Genomic DNA, 17,141 nt, shown 5'->3' on the forward strand with positions numbered 1-17,141 from the left:
CGGCCGGCATCATCATCGACGCCGTCCGCGCCGCCAAGATCGCCAAGGACCGCGGCATCGGCGGACCGATCCTGCCGGCGTCCGCTTACCTCATGAAGTCGCCGCCGGTCCAGATGGCCGACGACAAGGCCCGCGCCGAGCTCGAGGCCTTCATCATCGGGGCCTGAGCACCCGCGACAGGAGCAGGAACGCATGAACCACACCGCGACGCACCACCCGTCCTCCACCACGGGGCGTCGCCGTGTCCCGGCCGTCATCGCGATCGCGGTGGCGGCCGGGATGGCGCTCGCCGGATGTTCGGCGGACGGGGGGACCGACGCCACCCCGACGCCGACGACCGCGGTGACCACCTCGTCGTCGTCGACCCCCACCTCCCTCCCCGAGGTCACGGAGAGCACCACCCCCGTCCCGGTCGCCACCACCCCGAGCAGCACCGTCTCCGCGGCGCCGTCGACCCAGCTGCCGGCCAACGTGGTGGCGACGGGCGCGCCCTGCCACATGATCGGCGAACTGGCCCAGGGCCAGGACGGCTCCCCGCTGTTCTGCCTCGAGGACCCGGGAGGGGCCGGCCCCCTGTGGCTGCCCCAGCCCGCCGGGACGGGCCCCGACGGGACCGGCCCGGCGCTGCTCGGCCAGCCCTGCATGCAGGAGGACGCCGCCGTCACCGCCGCCGACGGCACCCTGCTCACTTGCCGGCTCACCGGCGGCGGCGACGTGCCGGGCGGGCTCTTCTGGCAGTTGTAGCGGCCGAGCGGTTGCAGGGGTCGGGGCCCGGGGCTTGACTGGGCGGCATCCGTGACGCCCCCCACCCGGAGGACCCATGACCCAGACCCGGTTCGGCCACATCGAGGTCGACGACGGCGTGTACGCGCCGCAGGACGACTCGTGGCTGCTCTGCGAGGCGCTCGACGGCGTCCCGGTGGCGGGCAGGCGGGTCCTCGACATCTGTACAGGGAGCGGGATCCTCGCGATCGAGGCCGCCCTCATGGGAGCGGCCGAGGTGATCGCCTACGACATCTCACCCCTCGCGGTGGCGTGCGCGAGCCGCAACGCCCGGCGCGCCGGGGTCCGGGTGGACGCCCGCGTGGGCACCCTCGACGACGCCCGCCGCGCCGGCCCCTTCGACGTGGTGGTGTCCAACCCGCCCTACGTCCCGTCCGACGCTCCGCTGCGGGGGACCGGTCCGAACCGGGCGTGGGACGCCGGGGCCGACGGACGGGTGGTGCTCGACCAGCTGTGCGACCTGGCGCCCGATCTCGTGGCCCCGGGCGGCTCCATGCTCATCGTGCACTCGGAGTTCTCCGACCCGCCGCAGACCATCCGCCGGCTCGAGCAGGCCGGGTTCGAGTCCCGGCAGGTGGCGGCCCGGGTGGTGGGGTTCGGCCCCGTCATGCACGCGTACGCCGACCGGCTCGAGGCCGCCGGCCTGCTCGAGCCCGGCCGGCGCACCGAGGAACTCGTGGTGATCCGTGTCGACCGCAGGTGAGCGCGAGGCCCGCGTGGTGCGGATCGTGCCCGGCGGGCCAATGCTGATCGAGGGCCCGGTGGACGTGGTGACCGCCGACGGTGCCCGGGTCTGCTCCGACCGCTTCATGGTGGCGGTGTGCATGTGCCGGCGCAGCCGGAACTACCCGCTGTGTGACACCAGCCACCGGCGCAAGGTGCGGCGCGGAGACTGACGCGCCCGGGGGGGGTCAGCCGAGCAGGGAGGACTCACCGCGGCGCCAGGCCGCGAGCATCCCGTCCGCCGCCAGCCCGTCGAGGTGGTCGAGCGCGCGCATCCCGAACACGACGTCGGCCGCCAGGTCCGGCTCCCGGCCCAGCAGGTCGCCCACCACGTCGTGGCGCATGACCTGCTCGTGGACCGCGTCGGCCTCCACGTGCTCGGCGTAGAAGTGCACGCACTCCTCCGGGGCCCCCAGCCTGCGCAGGCCCGCGACCAGGCGGGCGGACCCCGGGGACGAGGTGATCTCGATGGCGGCGAAGTGCCCGATCGCCGCGCCGCGCAGCGAGCGGTGCAGCCCGAACAGCGACATGAGGTTGACCGTGGACAGCGTCTCGGCGCTCACCGCGTCGATGTACCCCAGGTAGGACGCGTCCAGTCCGGCGGCGCCCATGAGGTCTTCCCACAGCCGCTGGTGCACGCGCTCGCCGCGGCCCCCGCCGAACTCGTCGAACTCCACGGCCACGAACGACGCCTTGGCCTGGCCCTGCAGGCGCGGGATGGTGAACGCGTGCGGATCGCCCTCCTTGAGGTGGTACAGCGACCGGTGCGCGAAGTACTCGCGCAGCTGATCCCAGGTGCCCTCCCCGGCGAAGTACCAGGACGGGCCGGTGCCGGACGTCGCCTCCACGGACAGCGCGTCCATCTCCGCGACGGGGTCGTCACCCGGCTCCACCGCGCGCCGCAGGTACCCGAGGAACACCCCCTCCAGGCCCCGCCGCAGCCGCAGGATGTCGGGGTCCCACTCCAGCTCGGCGTCGACGCCGGCGAAGCCGCGGTAGTGCAGCTCGTAGAGGGTGTACAGCGCCAGCTGCAGGTCGCGGCCCAGCGGGTCGGTGTCCGGCGGCACCCCGGGCAGCCCGTCGGTGCGCCCCGACGCCAGCGCCGCGACCACCGCATCCGACAGCGGCCCGCACGCGACGGGCAGCGGCGGGGCGGTCGGGGCCGGGGTGGTCGGGGGAAGAGTGGCAGTCATGCCCTCGTTCTACCCGCGTCGGCGCGGGACCTCCACCGGGCGCGACGACGACGACGCCCGCATCCCCGGGCCGACCCCACTCACCCGGTGGGCCGATCGGTCCGGGCGAACGCGTCGAGGATGTGGGCGCCGTGGGGCAGCGCCCGCTCGTCCAGCACGAAGCCGGGGTGGTGCAGGTCCGTCTCGCCGGACTCGCCGTCCCACACCCCCAGCCGCAGGTAGACGCCCGGGATCTCCTCGGTGTACCAGGCGAAGTCCTCGCCGCCGCTCGACTGCACGGCGGGGCCCACCCCGCCCGGTCCGAGCACGGAGGCCACGGCACGGGCGGCCAGCTCGGCGCACTCGTCGTCGTTCACCACCGGCGGCACCCCCTGTACGTACTCCACCTCGGTGCGGACCCCGTACAGGGCGCCCACCCGCTCGGCCGCCTCGCGGACGAGCGGCTCCACGGTGGCCCACACGTCCCGGTCGGCGCTGCGCAGGGTGCCCCACAGCTGCCCCGAGTCGGGGATGACGTTGGGCGCGGTGCCACCGGCCCTCACCGACGCCCAGGTCAGGACGGTGCCCGAGCGGGGATCGATCCTCCGGTCCACCGCGGCGGTCACCCCGGTGATGATCTGGGCGAGCGCGAACACCGTGTCCTGGGTCTCGTGGGGACGGGCGGTGTGCCCCCCGTCCGACCGGACGGTGATGCCGATCTTGGCGTTGGACGAGGTGATCGGCCCGGCGGTCACGCCGACCTCGCCGACCACGCGGTGGGGGTCGCAGTGCAGCGCGAGGATGCGGTCCACCCCCTCCACCACGCCCTCGGCGACGCACTCCTTCGCCCCGCCGGGCATGGTCTCCTCCGCCGGCTGGAAGATCAGCCTGACCGGGCGGGGCGGCGGGTCGGCCACCAGCAGTTCGGCGGCGCCCAGCAGCATCGCGGTGTGCCCGTCGTGGCCGCAGGAATGGCTGACCCCCTCGACGCGGGAGGCGAAGGGCTCGCCCGAGTCCTCGCTCATGGCCAGGGCGTCGATGTCCGCGCGCAGGGCCACCACGTCCGTGGCGGCCGCGCCGGCGGCCGCCGGGACGTCGCACCACAGGCCCGTGCCGAGCCGGAAGCGGGTCGGCTCGAGCCCCATGGCCCAGAGTTCGCCCTCGACGTAGTCGGTGGTCTCCCGCTCCTCGTAGGACAACTCCGGGTGGGCGTGGAGGTGACGCCTCCACGCCTTGAGCCGGTCCTCGAACCCCGCCGGGTCGCGGGGGGTCCTCTCATCCGATCCGACCATCGAACACCTCCTGACAGAACCGGACCACCCGATCGCCGAGCAGTCGCCGGTTGGCCAATTTCACGAAGTCGTGACCCTCGTCCTCGAACAACAGCACGTCCACCGGCACCCCGCGCTCCCGGAGCGCGTCGACCGCCTGCCCGGTCTCGGTGAGCGGCACGTTGGTGTCGTGGGCGCCGTGGATGTAGAGGACGGGGACGTCGATCCGGTCGAAATTCAGCAGCGGCGAGACCTCCATGAGCAGCTCGCGCTCCTGCAGGGGGTTGCCGTACTTGGGGTACGCGGCCGCGGCGATCCAGGGCTCCGTGGTGCGGTAGAAGGTCCGCAGGTCGCTCATCCCGCACGCCGCGATCCCCCCGCACCACCGGCCCGCGTGGCGGACCAGGGTGGCGTTGACCAGATAGCCGCCGTAGGAGCGGCCGGAGACCACGGCCCGGGCGGGGTCGGTGATGCCCGCGTCCACGAGGTGCAGCAGGGCGTCCTCGACGTCGTCGATCCCGGCGAAGCGCCCGTAGCGGTCGTCGGCATGGATGAAGAATCGCCCGAACCCGCTCGAGCCGCGCACGTTGGGCAGGAAATAGGTCACGCCGACGTCCAGGCAACGGCGGGCGAGGTCGTCGAACCCGGGCCTGGACTGGCCCTCCGGGCCGCCGTGGAGGTGGATGACCGTGGGACCCGGCTCGTCGGGGCCGTCGGGGTCGCCGGGCCGGTACAGCCACCCGCTCAGTTCCAGGCCGTCGCGCGCGGTGAACCGCACCAGCCGCGGGGCCGGCACGGGCTGTTCCGGCGGCCGTCCCGTCCACCGGCGGTTCTCCACGTCGTACATCACCACGCGGGGTGGCTGGTCGAGGCTCTGGACGGTGAGCGCGAGCAGCCTGCCGTCGGCGGTGAGCGTGGGTGCCGACGCCACGACCTCCGGCAACGGCGGTATGTGGACCAGCCGGGGACGGCCCGGGGTGAGGTCGAGGATCTCGATCTCGGACAGCCCGCCGCGCACGTTCCACAGCAGCACCGCGGTCGAGCCGTCCAGGCTCACCTCGACCCAGTCGAGGTCGGCGTCGTCGCGGAACGCCACGGGCCACGACTCGGTGCTGTCCTCGTCCGACTCCACCGCGAGCAGACCCATCCGGTCCGCCGAATGGTCGCTCCGGACGATCATCCGCATGGGCCGGCCGGCGCCCCCGGCGTCGAGGATCACCCCGGCCTCGGTCGTCGACCCGGTGTCGACGGGCAGCAGGGGCCACCACCTGCCGTCGGGCACGATGCGCAGCAGTTCACGATGCCCGCGGGCACCCACCCGGAACAGGGCGGCACCGTCCCGGGCGTGGACCAGCGCCCCGCCCATCCGGCGGTCCACCACCGTGGACTCCCCCGTCTCCGGGTCCACGAGCCGCCCCTCGGCCAGGCCCTCGGAGTCGAAGGCGGTCACCGCCAGCAGGTCGCCGTCCCAGCAGACAAACTGCACGGTGGCGTCGCTGAAGGTGTCCACCGGGTAGACCTCGTGGTCCTCCGGGTCGGTGGTCACCAGCCAGATCCGCTCCCGCTCACCGCCGTCCGGGGCGACCTCGCAGGCGAGCCACCTGCCGTTGGGCGAGTACGCCACGCGGCGGACGGGCCCGTTGACCGGGAGCACCACGTCGCGTTCCGGCCCGGCCCCGTCCAGGCCCCCCGGCCCCAGCGGCCGCTGGACGGCGCGCGGGTAGCCCGTGCGCTCGGTGACCACGCACGCCAGCATCGACCCGTCCGGGGAGAGGTCGGGCGAGGTGGTGTGGCGGATTCCGTCGGGGCCCCCGGCGGCGCTGTCAGGCACGGTGGATCCAGGTGTCCTTTCCACCGCCTCCACTCGAGGCGTTGACCACCATCGTGCCCGCCGGCGCCACCCGCGTCAGCGCGACGGGCGGGGCCGAGGCGAGAATCTCCCCCGCGCCACCGGTCCGCAGCAGGACGAACGCCCGCATGTCGACGTGCCGCCGCCGGAGATCGCCGCCGTCGAAGGTCGGCAGCGTGGACAGCGGTTGGACCTCCTGGGCGATGAACCGCTCGCCGTGGCGCCGCAGTTCCTCGCGGCGCTCGTCCAGCTCACGCGGCGAGCACTCCGGTCCCACGGTGATCTCCGAGCCGCCGTAGCCGTCGATCGGCTTGACCACCAGCTCCCCGATCCTGTCCATCACCTGCTGGAGTTGCGCGGGGTCGGAGCACAGCAGCGTGTCCACCTGACCGATGAGCGGCTTCTCGCCCAGGTAGAACTCGATGATCCCCGGCACGAGGGCGTAGATCGCCTTGTCGTCGGCCGCCCCGTTCCCGGGCGCGTTGACCACGGCGACACCGCCCTGCGCCATGGCGTCCAGCAGCCCGCTGCGCAGGACCGTGCCGTCCGCACCGGCGGAGGACAGGAGCGCCTCCTCGTCCATCCGGACGAACAGCACGTCCACGGGCTCGCCGCCGGAGCCGTCGGCCCGCCACAGCCGACCCCCGTCGCACCGCAGGTCGGCGGCCGTGACCAGCGTCCCGCCGAGGGCGGAGGTCACCTGGTTGAGGTCGAAGGACTCGCGCTCGTCCTCGGCGATCACCACCGCGATCGCGGGGTCGGCAACCCCCTCCGGCGCGGCCGCGCGCAGGGTGTCGGCCAGCATGTCCAGCGCGTCGCGGGGGTCGTACACCCCGGTCCGCGCGCCGAACTCGGGGTAGCCCTCGGCGATCCGGTCACGCAGACCGACCGCCAGCGCCATCCCCCCCGGCATCCGCAGGTTGTCCTCCAGCACGATCCACTCCCCCGGCGAGGTCGAGACCAGGTCCACCCCGCACACCGGGGCGTGCAGCGCGCCCTCCGGCACCGATCGCCCGGTGGGGCGGAATCCCGGCGCCCGCCGGAGGGCCTCCTCAGGCACCACCCCCGCCCGGAGGATCTCACCGGCCCCGTAGATGTCCCGCAGGAACATCTCCAACGCCCGGGCCCGCTGTTCGATGCCGGCGGTGATCCGCCCCCACTGGTCGGCCGGCACGATGCGCGGGACGGCGTCCAGCGGGAACACCTGCGGGCTGTCCCTGCCGTACACGTTCAGGGTCACGCCCAGGGACCGCAGGCTGTCGTCCACCCGGTTCTTGCGCTCCCCGAGGGCCTCGGGACCCAGGTCCGACACCGCCTTCAGCACGTGCGCGTACTCCGGGCGGGGCTCGCCGTCCTCGGTGATCGCCTCGTCGTGCACCGCGCCGTTCACCTCGTCGGTCATCTCCCCACGCTAGGCCAACCCCGGCCCGGCCGCACCCGCGCCGGAGACAGTGGCCGGCCTCGGGTTCAGCCCAGGATCCACGTGTCCTTTCCTCCGCCCCCGCGCGACGAGTTGACGATCATCGACCCGGCCGGGGCGACCCGGGTCAGCCCGGCCGGGACGGCGTGCGCTGTCGTCCTGCCGCCCTCACGCCGGACGTGGGCGAACGCGCGCAGGTCCACGTGTCGCCGCTGCATCCGCGTGCCGTCGAAGGTGGGCAGCGTGGACAGGGGGACCACCTCCTGGGCGATGAACCCCTCCGGCCGGGTGAGCAGGTCCTCGCGCCGGGCGGCGAGCTCGGCCTCGGAACACTCCGGCCCGATGGTGATCCCCAGGCCGCCGTACCCGTCGATGGGCTTGACCACCAGTTCGGCGAGACGGTCCAGCACCAGGTCCCGCTGGGTGCGGTCGGCGCACAGGTAGGTGGGCACCTGGTCGAGGATCGGCGTCTCACCGAGATAGAAGTCGATCATGGTGGGCACGCAGGCGTAGATCGCCTTGTCGTCCGCCACCCCGTTGCCGAACGCGTTGGCCACGGTCAGGCGTCCGGCGCCGATCGCCTCGAGCAGTCCGTCCCGGAGCGGGATGCCGTCGACCCCGGGGGAGCTCAGGAGCATGTCCTCGTCGATCCGGGCGTACACCACGTCCACCCGGTGCAGGTCCCGGCCGGCGCGGTGGTGCAGGACCCCGTCGCGGAAGGTGAGGAGATCGGGGGTGATCAGTGGCGCGCCGATGCGCTGGGCGATCAGCCGGTGTTCGAACCATGCCGAGTCCGTCGGCCCGGAGGACACCACCGCGATGCGCGGGTCGTCCCCGGACGCCGGAGGTGCGGCCGCCTCGAGCGTCCGCCGGATCATGGGGAACGCCTCCTCCGGCGAGCGCAGGTCGAACCCGCCGGTCAGGTCCCCGAACAGGGAGGTGGTCATCTGGCGCAGAGCGTGCGAGAAGGCGATCCCCGAGGGCACGCGGACGTTGTCCTCCAGGACGAACCACCGCCCGTCGTCCCCGCACACGAGGTCGATCCCGCAGATGTGCGCACGGGTCCGCCCCGGGGGCTGCACGCGGCCCGTGCTGCGGTGGCCCGGAGCGCGGTCCAACGCCTCCGGCGTGAGGTGGCCCGCGCGCACGAAGTCCCGCTCCCCGTAGATGTCGTCGAGGAAGGCGTCCAACGCGCGGGCGCGCTGTTCGATGCCCGCCGCAAGCGACCGCCACACCTCGGGCGTGAGGATGCGGGGCACGAAATCCATCGGGAACGCCTGCGGCCGCGTCTGCCCGGTGACCCGGAACGCCACCCCGGCCACCGAGGCCTCCTGTTCCGCCATCACCTGACGCGACCGCAACCGCACGGTGCCGATCCTGTCCAGGGCCGCGGTGACCGGCGCGTACACCCCGCGGGGCGCACCGCCCTCCTCGACCGCCTCGTCCCAGCTCGGGTCGGCGTCGAGCCCGGCCATCGGCTCGTAGACACCGAACAGCCGCGTGTACGCCTCGGGGACGGGTGACCTGGGCCCGCTCACACCGGCGGTCTCCGCCACCAGCAGGCCCACCACGTCGTGCGAGTGCCCGCGGCGGCGCAGCGTGCGGCGCTGGCGGAAGGCGCTGCTCCCGTTGTAGAGGGCGTTGTCGAGCAGGGTGCGCACCAGATCCAGGTCGCCGGAGCGGGTCAGCTCGTGGGCCAGGGACTCCGTCAGCTCGGAGACGACCTCGGCGGCGGGCCGGGGCAGGAAGGTGCCGGGGTCGACGAGGTCGCCCTCCAGGCCCGACCGGGCGGCGCGCCACAGGGCCGCCCGGAGCCTGGTCTCCGTCGTCGTCGGCTCCTCCGCGCCGCCGGCGACCGCGGCGGCCTCCCTGGCGACGAGCGCGCGGAGCAACGCGGCCGCCAGGACGGTGGCGTCGGCCGAGGGGCAGGCGTCGCACACCAGCAGCTCGACGGAGCGCCCCCCGGGTCCGGGTTGGATCCCGAAGCCCACCATCGACGCGTCCACGACTACTCCGCTGGCCACGAGGTCGTCCACCAACTCCGCGAACTCCGCCTCCGAGCCCACCCCGGCCACCGGGGCGGTCGTCGGCCACTGCGAGGCCGCCACGGACCGGCAACTCGCGTGCCCCGAATCCGATCCGTCCCGCAGGTACGGGGAGCTGGCCAGGAGCGCCAGGAAGACGGGGAGGTGCGGCGCGACGCGGCCCGCCACCCGGACCGCCTCGTCGCCGTCACGCGTCTCCACGCGGATGCGCACCCCGCAGTAGATCTGATCCCGGGCCAGGTATTCGTAGTCGGCGAGGAGCCGCCGGGTCCGCGGACTCTCGTCGACCAGGGCCGAGCCCGGTGGCACGAGCGGGACCGCGCCGGCGGCCACCACGGCCAGGCCGAGGTCGGCACCGGCCCGGTTGAGTCCGGCGCGATGACCCCGCACCGCCGACCGCAGCTCGGCGGCCGAGCGGACCGGGACGGTCGCCGCCCGGATCACGCAGTGGCGGATCTCCTCCACCGCCGCGTCGCCGTCCAGGCGTGAGACCAGGTCCGCCGCGCGCGGCGCCAGCTCGCGGCTCGCCGTGTCGACCACGTGGAGGTCTTCCTCGATGACCATCGCCCTGCCCGCTGCTTCCATGAAGGAAATGTAGGGCCGGGCGGCCGCGGCCACATCGGGTCGGGGGTGTGGGTTTGGTCTCAGCGTGCCTTCCACACCGGCGCGCGCTTCTCCGCGAACGCCGTCGGCCCCTCCATCGCGTCCTCGGAGGTCATCACGGTGATCATCTCGGTGTCGCTGACACGCCACCTCTCGACCTCCGACGGTCGCTCCCCGTCGCTGATGCCGAGCGCGACCCGCTTGCTGCCCTGCACGGCCAGCGGTGCGTTCGCGGCGATCACCGAGGCCAACTCGACGGCGGCGTCCATCAGCCCCGCGGCCGGCACGACCCGGTTCACCAGGTGCAGGTCCAGCGCGCGCGCCGCCGAGATCGGCTCACCGGTGAGGATCATCTCCATCGCGACCCGGTGCGGGACCTGCGCCGGCAGGCGGAACGCACCCCCGGCGGCGGCGATGAGTCCGCGCCGGACCTCCGGCAGCCCGAAGATCGCGTGCTCGGCGGCCACCACGAGGTCGCAGGCCAGGGCGATCTCGCAGCCCCCGCCCAGGGCCGTGCCGTTGACGGCGGCGATCACCGGGACCGACACGTGATGCTGCATCATCCCCGCGAAGCCCCACTCACGGTTCTCCGCCGGGAAGATGTCCTCACCGCGGGAGATGGCCTTGAGGTCGGCGCCCGCGCAGAACGCCTTCTCGCCGGCGCCGGTGAGCACCACCACGCGGATCTCGGGATCGGTGTCGGCCTCGTGCAGCGCTCGCCCCAGCAGGGTGCTCATCTCGCCGTTGACGGCGTTGCGGGCCTCGGGGCGGTCGAGGGTCACGAGCAGGACGTGCCCGCGGCGCTCGGTGCGGACGGCGGGGCGGTTCGGGGTGTCGGTCATGCGTCCCAGTCTCGCCGCACACCGCCCGCCGCGCAGTGGCTCTCGCGGATCCGGTCAATCCGCCAGCGCGACCCTGCGCGGTCACCCTGCCCGCTCAGAGCCCCTCCGACATGTGCTGGCCGAATGCACGCGATTTGCGGGCTCGCGCTGGCTGGATGGACCGTTCCTGCAGCGCAAGTCAGGGAGGCAGCGCAAGCCGGAGTCGCTGCGGGTCAGGGAGGCAGCGCAAGCCGGAGGCGCTGCGGGTCAGGGGGGCGGCCCTTCCCGCCGACCGGCCCGCCCCCCGACCTCAGCTCTGCAGCGGCGTGATCGGCGGGACGAACTCGCAGCCCACGGGCCGCGGGTTCCGGGGATCGAGCGCGTTGAGCGTCAGGTCGCGGGCCACCGGGTCGGTGACGATCGAGACGTGGTCGGAGAAGTCCTGCGCGCAGAAGTCCTGCACCACGTGGTTCTGCGCGTTCGGCCCCTCGACGTACCCGCTGTCGAACGGGGTCACGATCTCGTCGTACCGCGTGAGGATGTTCGTGTACCGCACGTCCGGGTGGTACGGGGTGCCGTCGCGCCACAGGTGACGGAAGAAGTCGCTGCCGGCGATCACCTGGTTGCACGCCCCACACCCGACGGTCCGGATGAAGCCCTGCACGTCGTCGCGGATGCCCACCCGACCGAACGCGTCGAAGAGGGTCGAGAGGAAGAACGCGGTGCTCCCCCGCCACACCGAGCCCAGGCCCACGTAGTTCCGGACGTACCGGTGCCCGCCCAGCTCGTTGACGTAGACCGCGGGCATGATCGTGCCCTGCGAGTGCCCCACCAGGTCGACCGTGTCCGCGCCCGTCGCCTCGCGCACGCGGTCCACGAACAGCGCCAACTCCCCCGCACCCTCCTCCATCGTCCGCATGCCCCCGAGCGCGCTGAGCGGCCACGGCGCATCCGGGTGTGCGGCGTAGGTCAGCGCGTACACGCAGTACCCCTCGTTGGCGAGCGACGGGGCGAGATACGCCCAGTTGTCCTGCCTGTTGAGGAACGTGCCGTGCACGAGGATCACCGGCCGCGGGTGTGCCTCGGTGAGCTCGCAGTCCCAGTCGTTGGTGGCCGGGTGTTCCCCGAGCGGGTTCTGGACCTCCGCGCGGAGTCCGTCGACGAACGACGCCGGGACGGGGTGCGGTCCGCCGGCCGTGGGCGGGGGTTGCGCGCCGGCGTGGGCGGGGACGACGACGAGGGCGGCCATCGCCAGGGCGAGGGCGGTCGCTGCGGTCTTCACGGGGACTCCTTATTGCGGCGCCGCCCACCCCCTGGCAGACGGAGGCGGCCCGAGCGGATATATTTGATTTCGATTATCGGTCGACGGCACCCTCCGCGGGTGCTCCTTCTTGGGAAACGAGGTGGCGGACGTGGCCCCCACACGACTCGCGCAGCGTCCGCAGCTCTCCGAGGAGGTGGCCGACCACGTCCGGACCCGGATCATGAGCGGCGAGGTGCGTCCCGGCGACTTCATCCGCCTGGACGAGACCGCGGCCGCCCTGGGGGTCAGCGTCACGCCCGTCCGCGAGGCGCTGCTCACGCTGCGCGGCGAGGGCCTGGTGGACCTGGTGCCCCGGCGCGGGTACCTGGTCTCGCCGATGAGCCGGCAGGACGTCGAGGACATCTTCTGGCTGCAGGCGGAGCTGTCCAAGAGGATCGTCGACCGCGCCATCACCCTCTTCGACGCCGACGCCCTGGACAACCACGCCCGGCTGGTCGGGGAGTTCGAGTCGGCCGCCGCGATGGGCGACGCGGACGGGGTGGTGAGCGCCCAGTACGCCATCCACCGGTCCATCAATCGCGCGTCCCGGTCCGACAAGCTGTCCCGGTTCCTGTCCAACGCGGCGCGCTACATGCCGTACCGGCTCTACGCGGAGGACCACGACTGGCGTTCCGCCGCGCTCCAGGACAACCGGCGGATGCTCGACGCGCTGCGCACCGGGGACGTCGAGACCGCCCACGCGGTGATCGACGCGGAGTTCTCCAACGGGGCCAGGCTGCTCGTGGAGCATCTCGAGCGCGCCGGGGTGTGGGACGAGTCCCGCGGGCCGGAGGACCCCGCCGGCGACTGAGCACGTGGCCCCCTCCCGGCGGCCGGGCACGCGCGTACCGTCGTGGTCATGACCGAGCACCAGCCGTACGAGGTGGTCCGCCGCTACCCGGGGTTCGAGCTGCGGCGCTATCCCTCCCACGCGGTGGCGGAGGTGTCCGTTGACGGGTCCTTCGAGAGCGCCGGCAACCAGGCGTTCCGGGCGCTCTTTCCGGTACATCACCGGCCACAACGAGTCGGCCGGGACCGTCGCGATGACGGCACCGGTCGTCCAGGAGCCGCGCGGCGGCGGGACGATCGCCATGACCGCGCCCGTGGTCCAGACCCGCGCGGCCGACGACCAGCACGTCGGCGCCTTCGTCCGGCCCGCCCCGCTCACCGCCTCGACCGCGCCGGTGCCCTCCGACCCGCGCGTGCGCCTCAGGCAGGTGCCCGGTCGTGTCGCGGCCGCGGTGCGGTACTCGGGACGGTGGAGCGAGTCGGGCTACCGGCGCCACCTGGCCGACCTCGAGGCCGGGATCGCCGGTGCCGGGTTGGTCGCCACGGGCCCTCCGAGGTTCGCCCGGTTCGACCCGCCCATCACCCCCTGGTTCCTCCGGCGCAACGAGGTCGTGCAGGACGTGGTGTGGGACGACGGCGACTGAGCGGGCCGCACCGCGCTCACATCAGCGGACGGCCGCTGCGCAGTCGCCACCTGAGGTCGAGCAGCAGCACCCGGTACGTGATCGTGCGCAAGGCGGTCGGCAGCAGCCGGTTGAGCCCGGCGGTGGCGGTGAGGAAGGTCTCGAACCGCCGCTGGTCCCTCGGGGTCCACGGCAGCCCGAGCTCGTCGCGGAACTCGCGGTGCAGGAACCCCGTGGTGATCCACTTGTTGACGCGGCCGAACACCGCCGTGGCCGGCTGCGGCAGCATGCGGAGCTCGGTCAGGCCCACGAGGTGCCGGCGGACCGGTTCGTCGAAGCGGATCCGGGCCACCCCCTCGCGCCAGTAGTCGTCGAACTCCGCGCGGGTCGCCGGCCACTGCTCAGGTCGCACCTGGAGCGTGGTGCCCAGGGACGGCGCGGACCGGTAGAACGCCTCGCGGTCGGGGTCGGTCATCGGCCCGTGCAACCACTCGTAGACGTCCTCGAACCCCACGTACAGGCACGCCGCCACCCACATCTGCAGCTTCGGGTCGAGCGCGCTGTACCTCACACGACTCTCCGGGGTCGAGTGCACCAGGCGGTGGATGCGGGTGACCTCCTCCCGGTAGACGCGCTTGTCGTCGTCGCTCCCCAGGGTCGCCACGGCGAGGTACTGGAAGGTCGTCCGCGCCCGCTTGAGCGGGCGCCGGTACACGTTGCCGGTCTCGACGCGGCTCTCCCGGACGCCCCATCCCACCTCGGGCCACGAGAGCTGCATGATGACGTTGGCCACGCCGCTCGCGGCGCCGAGGGAGTCGACGGCGTCGGTGATCGCCGGCGGGACCGGGCGGGCGACGGCGGGTGCGGGGTTGCGGTGCAGTTCGGTGATCACTGGTCGTTCTCCTCGTGCGTCGGGGGGTGCGATGGTCGGGGGTCAGGCGAGCTCGGCGGCGTCCAGGAGCCACCCGTCGCCGCCGCGGACGAGGGTCACCACCATCCGGCTGGAGTCCATCCGGCCGTCCGGGACGGTGACGTTGGTGACCTCCTGGTCCAGGAACACCAGGACCACCGCGCGGTCGTCGTCGACGCTCTGCGCGGCGGCGTGGGAGACGGTCCCCGTCGAGGTGCCCTGCCCGCTGGTGAGCAGTTCCCGCAACCCCTCCGACACCTCGCGGTACCGGTCGGCGAACCCGGGCGTGGCCTCGGCCACCACGGCGTCGAGGTTGGCGTCCACGTCCTGGTGGTCGTAGGTGGCGAGCTGCACGACCAGCCGGGACGCGTCCTCGGTCGCGCTGCGCCGCAGTTCGTCCAGGTGCCGGCCCTGCCAGACGAGGTACCCGAGGTACCCGCACGCCACCAGCAGCGCCACCACGACCAGGGTGGTCACCACGCGACCGGCGCCCGCCCGCCGGGGCGCCTCCGCCGCGGCCGCCGTCTCCGCCACCGTCTTCTCATCCGCCATTACGCAGTCCCTCCATCATGGTCATCCAGTACGCGGCGATCTCCGTGCCCGTGGGGACCAGGAGCGGGTCCCGCGCCATGTCCGGGCCGACCCGCGTCCCCGGTTCGGTGGCGTTCGCCAGTCCCTCGGCGTTCGGCCGCGGTGCCGCGCGCGAGCCGCGCTGCTCCAGGTCCTCGCCCGGCGGGCAGTACAGCCGGAGGTTCGGCTCGCGCGGGGAGTGGTCCAGCATGTCGCGGGGCTCGAACGGGTACACGCACACCGGTCCCTGGGTGGCGACCAGCGAGAAGTCGGCGCGACCGTCACGCACCGTCCCCGCCAGCGCGCGCAGCCCCCGCTCGCCCTGGGTGAGCCCGGCCTCCCAGGCGGGTCCCCGATCGCGGAACACGGGTGTGACGACGAGGGCGTTGCCGAGCAACCCGGCCGCGCCGTCCCGGTTGGCGTCGAGCAGCTCCTGCGCGCGGACCATGGCGTCGGGCGAGCGGTCGAGGAGGTACACCAGGGTGTCCTCCCGGCGGGCCAGTTGCCCGGTGACGTCGCGGGCCACCCGGGCCGACCCGGTGACGGGATCCTCGCGCTCCGCGAGCGCGCGCACCGTCACGAGGCCGTCGCCCACGAGGCCACGGAACGTCGGGGCCCGCTCTCCCAGCACGGCGGCGAGCCGCGCGGTGTCCTCGAGGATCGCGCCCAGGCGCGGCCCGTTCCCCTCGAGCGCGGTGGCCACGCTGTCCCCGAAGGACGCCAGGGACGCGGGGTCCACGGCCCGCAGCGAGGTGTCGATCTCGGCGATGAGATCCTCCAGCGCCGCGGGCTGCTCGTCCTCGGGAACCAGCAGCTCGCCGCCGTCGGCCAGGTAGGGCCCCGCCCCGCTGCGCGGCCGCACGTCGAGCCGGGTGTCCCCCAGCGCCGTACTGGTCACCACCCGGGCGTGGGCGTCCACGGGGATGAGGGTGCCGTCGAGGATCCGCAGGTGCAGCCGGACCCCGCCGTCCCCGTCGAGGACCGCCTCCTGCACCTCGCCCACGTCGACGCCGCGGTAGGTCACGCGGATCCCCGGGCCCACGCCGCGGGCGTCCTCGACGCCCGCCACCACGCGGAAGCCCCGGGCGACGTCGGCGTCCTCCCTGATGTAGGCGATGCCGTAGCCGATCGCGACCACGGAGATCAGGGCGAAGAGCACCACCTGCGCGACGATGTGGCGGTTCACGGCGCGCCTCCCACGGGCGGCTGGGCGTCCGGCGGGCCGGTCGCGCCGGGCGGGAGCGGGCGGCCCGCCCGCGCCTCGCCGCCGGTGCCCAGCGCATCGAGCGATCCGGGGAGGTCGAGCGCGCCGTCGAACATCATGTGGTCCCCGCGGATGGCCTCGTCGAACCTGTCGACGAACCCCCGCAGCGCCTCCAGGGTGGGGGCGACCTCGTTGCCGAAGCCCTCCATGTCCTCGAGGAGGACGGTGAGGGTCCGCAGCGACGGGGTGAGCCGCCCGTCCGTGGCCGAGGTGAAGCGCTCGACCTGGATGGTCAGCGCCGTGGTGGTGTCCATGAGCGCGGAGATGGTCTCGCGGTTGCGCGCCGCCTCGGACACGAGGTCCGCGGAGACCGTCATGCCGCGGTCGATGAGGTCGCGGCGGGCGGCGAGCGCGGCGTTCACCCGGTCGAGGGCGAGCACCGCGGCGTCGATGTGGTCCCGGTTGGCCTCGTACAGCTCGAGGGCACGCTCTCCGCGGTCGCGGATCCGCCCGATCTCGTCGCCGCGACCGTCCAGCGCCACGGTGAGCTCCTCCATCACCGAGCCGAGCTGGGCGATCCCGCTGCCGTTGAGCAGCAGCCCCAGCGAGGCGAGGCTGGACTCGAGGTCGGGTCCGACGCCCGTGCGCTCCCGCGGGACCAGCCGCGTGTCCTCGAGGAGCAGGTCGCCGGGCGGGGTCGTGCCGGGCGGGGTGAGCGCGACGAACGGGCTGCCCAGCGCGGTGGGCAGCCTGATCTCGGCGAACACGCCGGCGGGCACGCCGGAGCCGCCCTCGAGCCGGACACCGATCACGGCGTCGGTGCCGTCGGTGTCCACCGCGCGGACCCGGCCCACCAGCCGCTCGCCGTACCGGACCTCCGCGCCGGGGGCGAGCCGATCCGCACGCTCGAAGCGCAGCTCCACGTCCGCCGACCCCTCGCCGGTGTCCATCCCGAGAGGCACCGACTGGAGCGCGAGCTGCGGGGTGTTCAGGGCGACCAGCGCCGCCACCCCGAGCAGGACCACCCCGAGCACGGTCACGAGTCCGCGGATCAT

Annotated in this window: 16 protein-coding genes and 1 pseudogene; 6 read left to right on the forward strand and 11 right to left on the reverse strand. The window is 73.7% G+C overall.

Annotation, left to right across the window (positions count from 1 at the left end; genetic code table 11):
- The 4 genes and pseudogenes from Q0444_RS11495 to Q0444_RS11510 form a co-directional block, all read left to right on the forward strand.
- Positions 1-167: pseudogene (locus Q0444_RS11495) on the forward strand (inositol-3-phosphate synthase); the annotation flags it as partial.
- Positions 168-192: 25 nt separating this feature from the next.
- Complete coding sequence (locus Q0444_RS11500; protein WP_299023286.1) at positions 193-744, forward strand: hypothetical protein; 552 nt, start codon at positions 193-195, stop codon at positions 742-744.
- Between the two features lie 76 nt (positions 745-820).
- On the forward strand, positions 821-1,486 hold the full coding sequence (locus Q0444_RS11505) for a HemK2/MTQ2 family protein methyltransferase (RefSeq protein ID WP_299023287.1): 666 nt from the start codon (positions 821-823) through the stop codon (positions 1,484-1,486).
- Entirely contained in the window at positions 1,470-1,679 is a 210-nt protein-coding gene (locus Q0444_RS11510) for a CDGSH iron-sulfur domain-containing protein (RefSeq protein ID WP_299023288.1), read from the forward strand. The genes Q0444_RS11505 and Q0444_RS11510 overlap by 17 nt, the downstream gene beginning before the upstream one ends.
- Before the next feature lie 15 nt (positions 1,680-1,694).
- On the opposite strand, the gene Q0444_RS11515 is transcribed toward Q0444_RS11510, so the two are convergent.
- The 7 genes from Q0444_RS11515 to Q0444_RS11545 form a co-directional block, all read right to left on the reverse strand.
- A complete protein-coding gene (locus tag Q0444_RS11515) occupies positions 1,695-2,699 on the reverse strand; it encodes an iron-containing redox enzyme family protein (RefSeq protein WP_291083258.1) in 1,005 nt (334 codons plus the stop codon).
- Positions 2,700-2,779: 80 nt separating this feature from the next.
- The gene (locus Q0444_RS11520; protein ID WP_291083255.1) at positions 2,780-3,970 is read right to left on the reverse strand and encodes an amidohydrolase; all 1,191 of its coding nucleotides are present in this window, start codon (positions 3,968-3,970) and stop codon (positions 2,780-2,782) included.
- Positions 3,954-5,705, reverse strand: a complete 1,752-nt coding sequence (locus Q0444_RS11525; RefSeq protein ID WP_291083292.1) for a prolyl oligopeptidase family serine peptidase — start codon at positions 5,703-5,705, stop codon at positions 3,954-3,956. The genes Q0444_RS11520 and Q0444_RS11525 overlap by 17 nt, the downstream gene beginning before the upstream one ends.
- A 67-nt stretch (positions 5,706-5,772) precedes the next feature.
- A complete protein-coding gene (locus Q0444_RS11530; RefSeq protein ID WP_291083252.1) occupies positions 5,773-7,200 on the reverse strand; it encodes a circularly permuted type 2 ATP-grasp protein in 1,428 nt (475 codons plus the stop codon).
- Between the two features lie 65 nt (positions 7,201-7,265).
- Entirely contained in the window at positions 7,266-9,848 is a 2,583-nt protein-coding gene (locus tag Q0444_RS11535; RefSeq protein ID WP_299023289.1) for a carboxylate--amine ligase/circularly permuted type 2 ATP-grasp protein, read from the reverse strand.
- 59 nt (positions 9,849-9,907) lie between these two features.
- On the reverse strand, positions 9,908-10,708 hold the full coding sequence (locus Q0444_RS11540; RefSeq protein WP_291083245.1) for a crotonase/enoyl-CoA hydratase family protein: 801 nt from the start codon (positions 10,706-10,708) through the stop codon (positions 9,908-9,910).
- Between the two features lie 289 nt (positions 10,709-10,997).
- On the reverse strand, positions 10,998-11,969 hold the full coding sequence (locus Q0444_RS11545) for a triacylglycerol lipase (RefSeq protein ID WP_299023290.1): 972 nt from the start codon (positions 11,967-11,969) through the stop codon (positions 10,998-11,000).
- A gap of 130 nt (positions 11,970-12,099) precedes the next feature.
- On the opposite strand from Q0444_RS11545, the gene Q0444_RS11550 reads away from it, so the two are divergent.
- Together Q0444_RS11550 and Q0444_RS11555 are read left to right on the forward strand one after the other, a co-directional pair.
- Entirely contained in the window at positions 12,100-12,801 is a 702-nt protein-coding gene (locus Q0444_RS11550) for a GntR family transcriptional regulator (RefSeq protein WP_349679621.1), read from the forward strand.
- Between the two features lie 139 nt (positions 12,802-12,940).
- Positions 12,941-13,423, forward strand: a complete 483-nt coding sequence (locus Q0444_RS11555; RefSeq protein ID WP_299023291.1) for a heme-binding protein — start codon at positions 12,941-12,943, stop codon at positions 13,421-13,423.
- Between the two features lie 16 nt (positions 13,424-13,439).
- Here Q0444_RS11555 and Q0444_RS11560 read toward each other — a convergent pair whose 3' ends face one another.
- Genes Q0444_RS11560 through Q0444_RS11575 form a run of 4 tightly spaced genes read right to left on the reverse strand, consistent with a single transcriptional unit; the run spans position 13,440 to position 17,141 of the window.
- Positions 13,440-14,294: an oxygenase MpaB family protein gene (locus Q0444_RS11560; protein ID WP_291083237.1), complete on the reverse strand. Its 855-nt coding sequence runs from the start codon at positions 14,292-14,294 to the stop codon at positions 13,440-13,442.
- 42 nt (positions 14,295-14,336) lie between these two features.
- Positions 14,337-14,864, reverse strand: coding sequence for a hypothetical protein (locus Q0444_RS11565; RefSeq protein WP_291083235.1), 528 nt, complete (start codon positions 14,862-14,864; stop codon positions 14,337-14,339).
- Positions 14,854-16,068, reverse strand: a complete 1,215-nt coding sequence (locus Q0444_RS11570) for an MlaD family protein (protein ID WP_299023292.1) — start codon at positions 16,066-16,068, stop codon at positions 14,854-14,856. Before Q0444_RS11570 ends, Q0444_RS11565 begins: the two co-directional genes overlap by 11 nt.
- Positions 16,065-17,141 carry an MlaD family protein gene (locus Q0444_RS11575; protein WP_291082543.1) on the reverse strand — a complete coding sequence of 359 codons (1,077 nt, stop codon included), beginning with the start codon at positions 17,139-17,141 and terminating at the stop codon, positions 16,065-16,067. Before Q0444_RS11575 ends, Q0444_RS11570 begins: the two co-directional genes overlap by 4 nt.

The sequence above is a fragment of the uncultured Dietzia sp. genome, assembly GCF_937873725.1.
Classification (GTDB): domain Bacteria; phylum Actinomycetota; class Actinomycetes; order Mycobacteriales; family Mycobacteriaceae; genus Dietzia.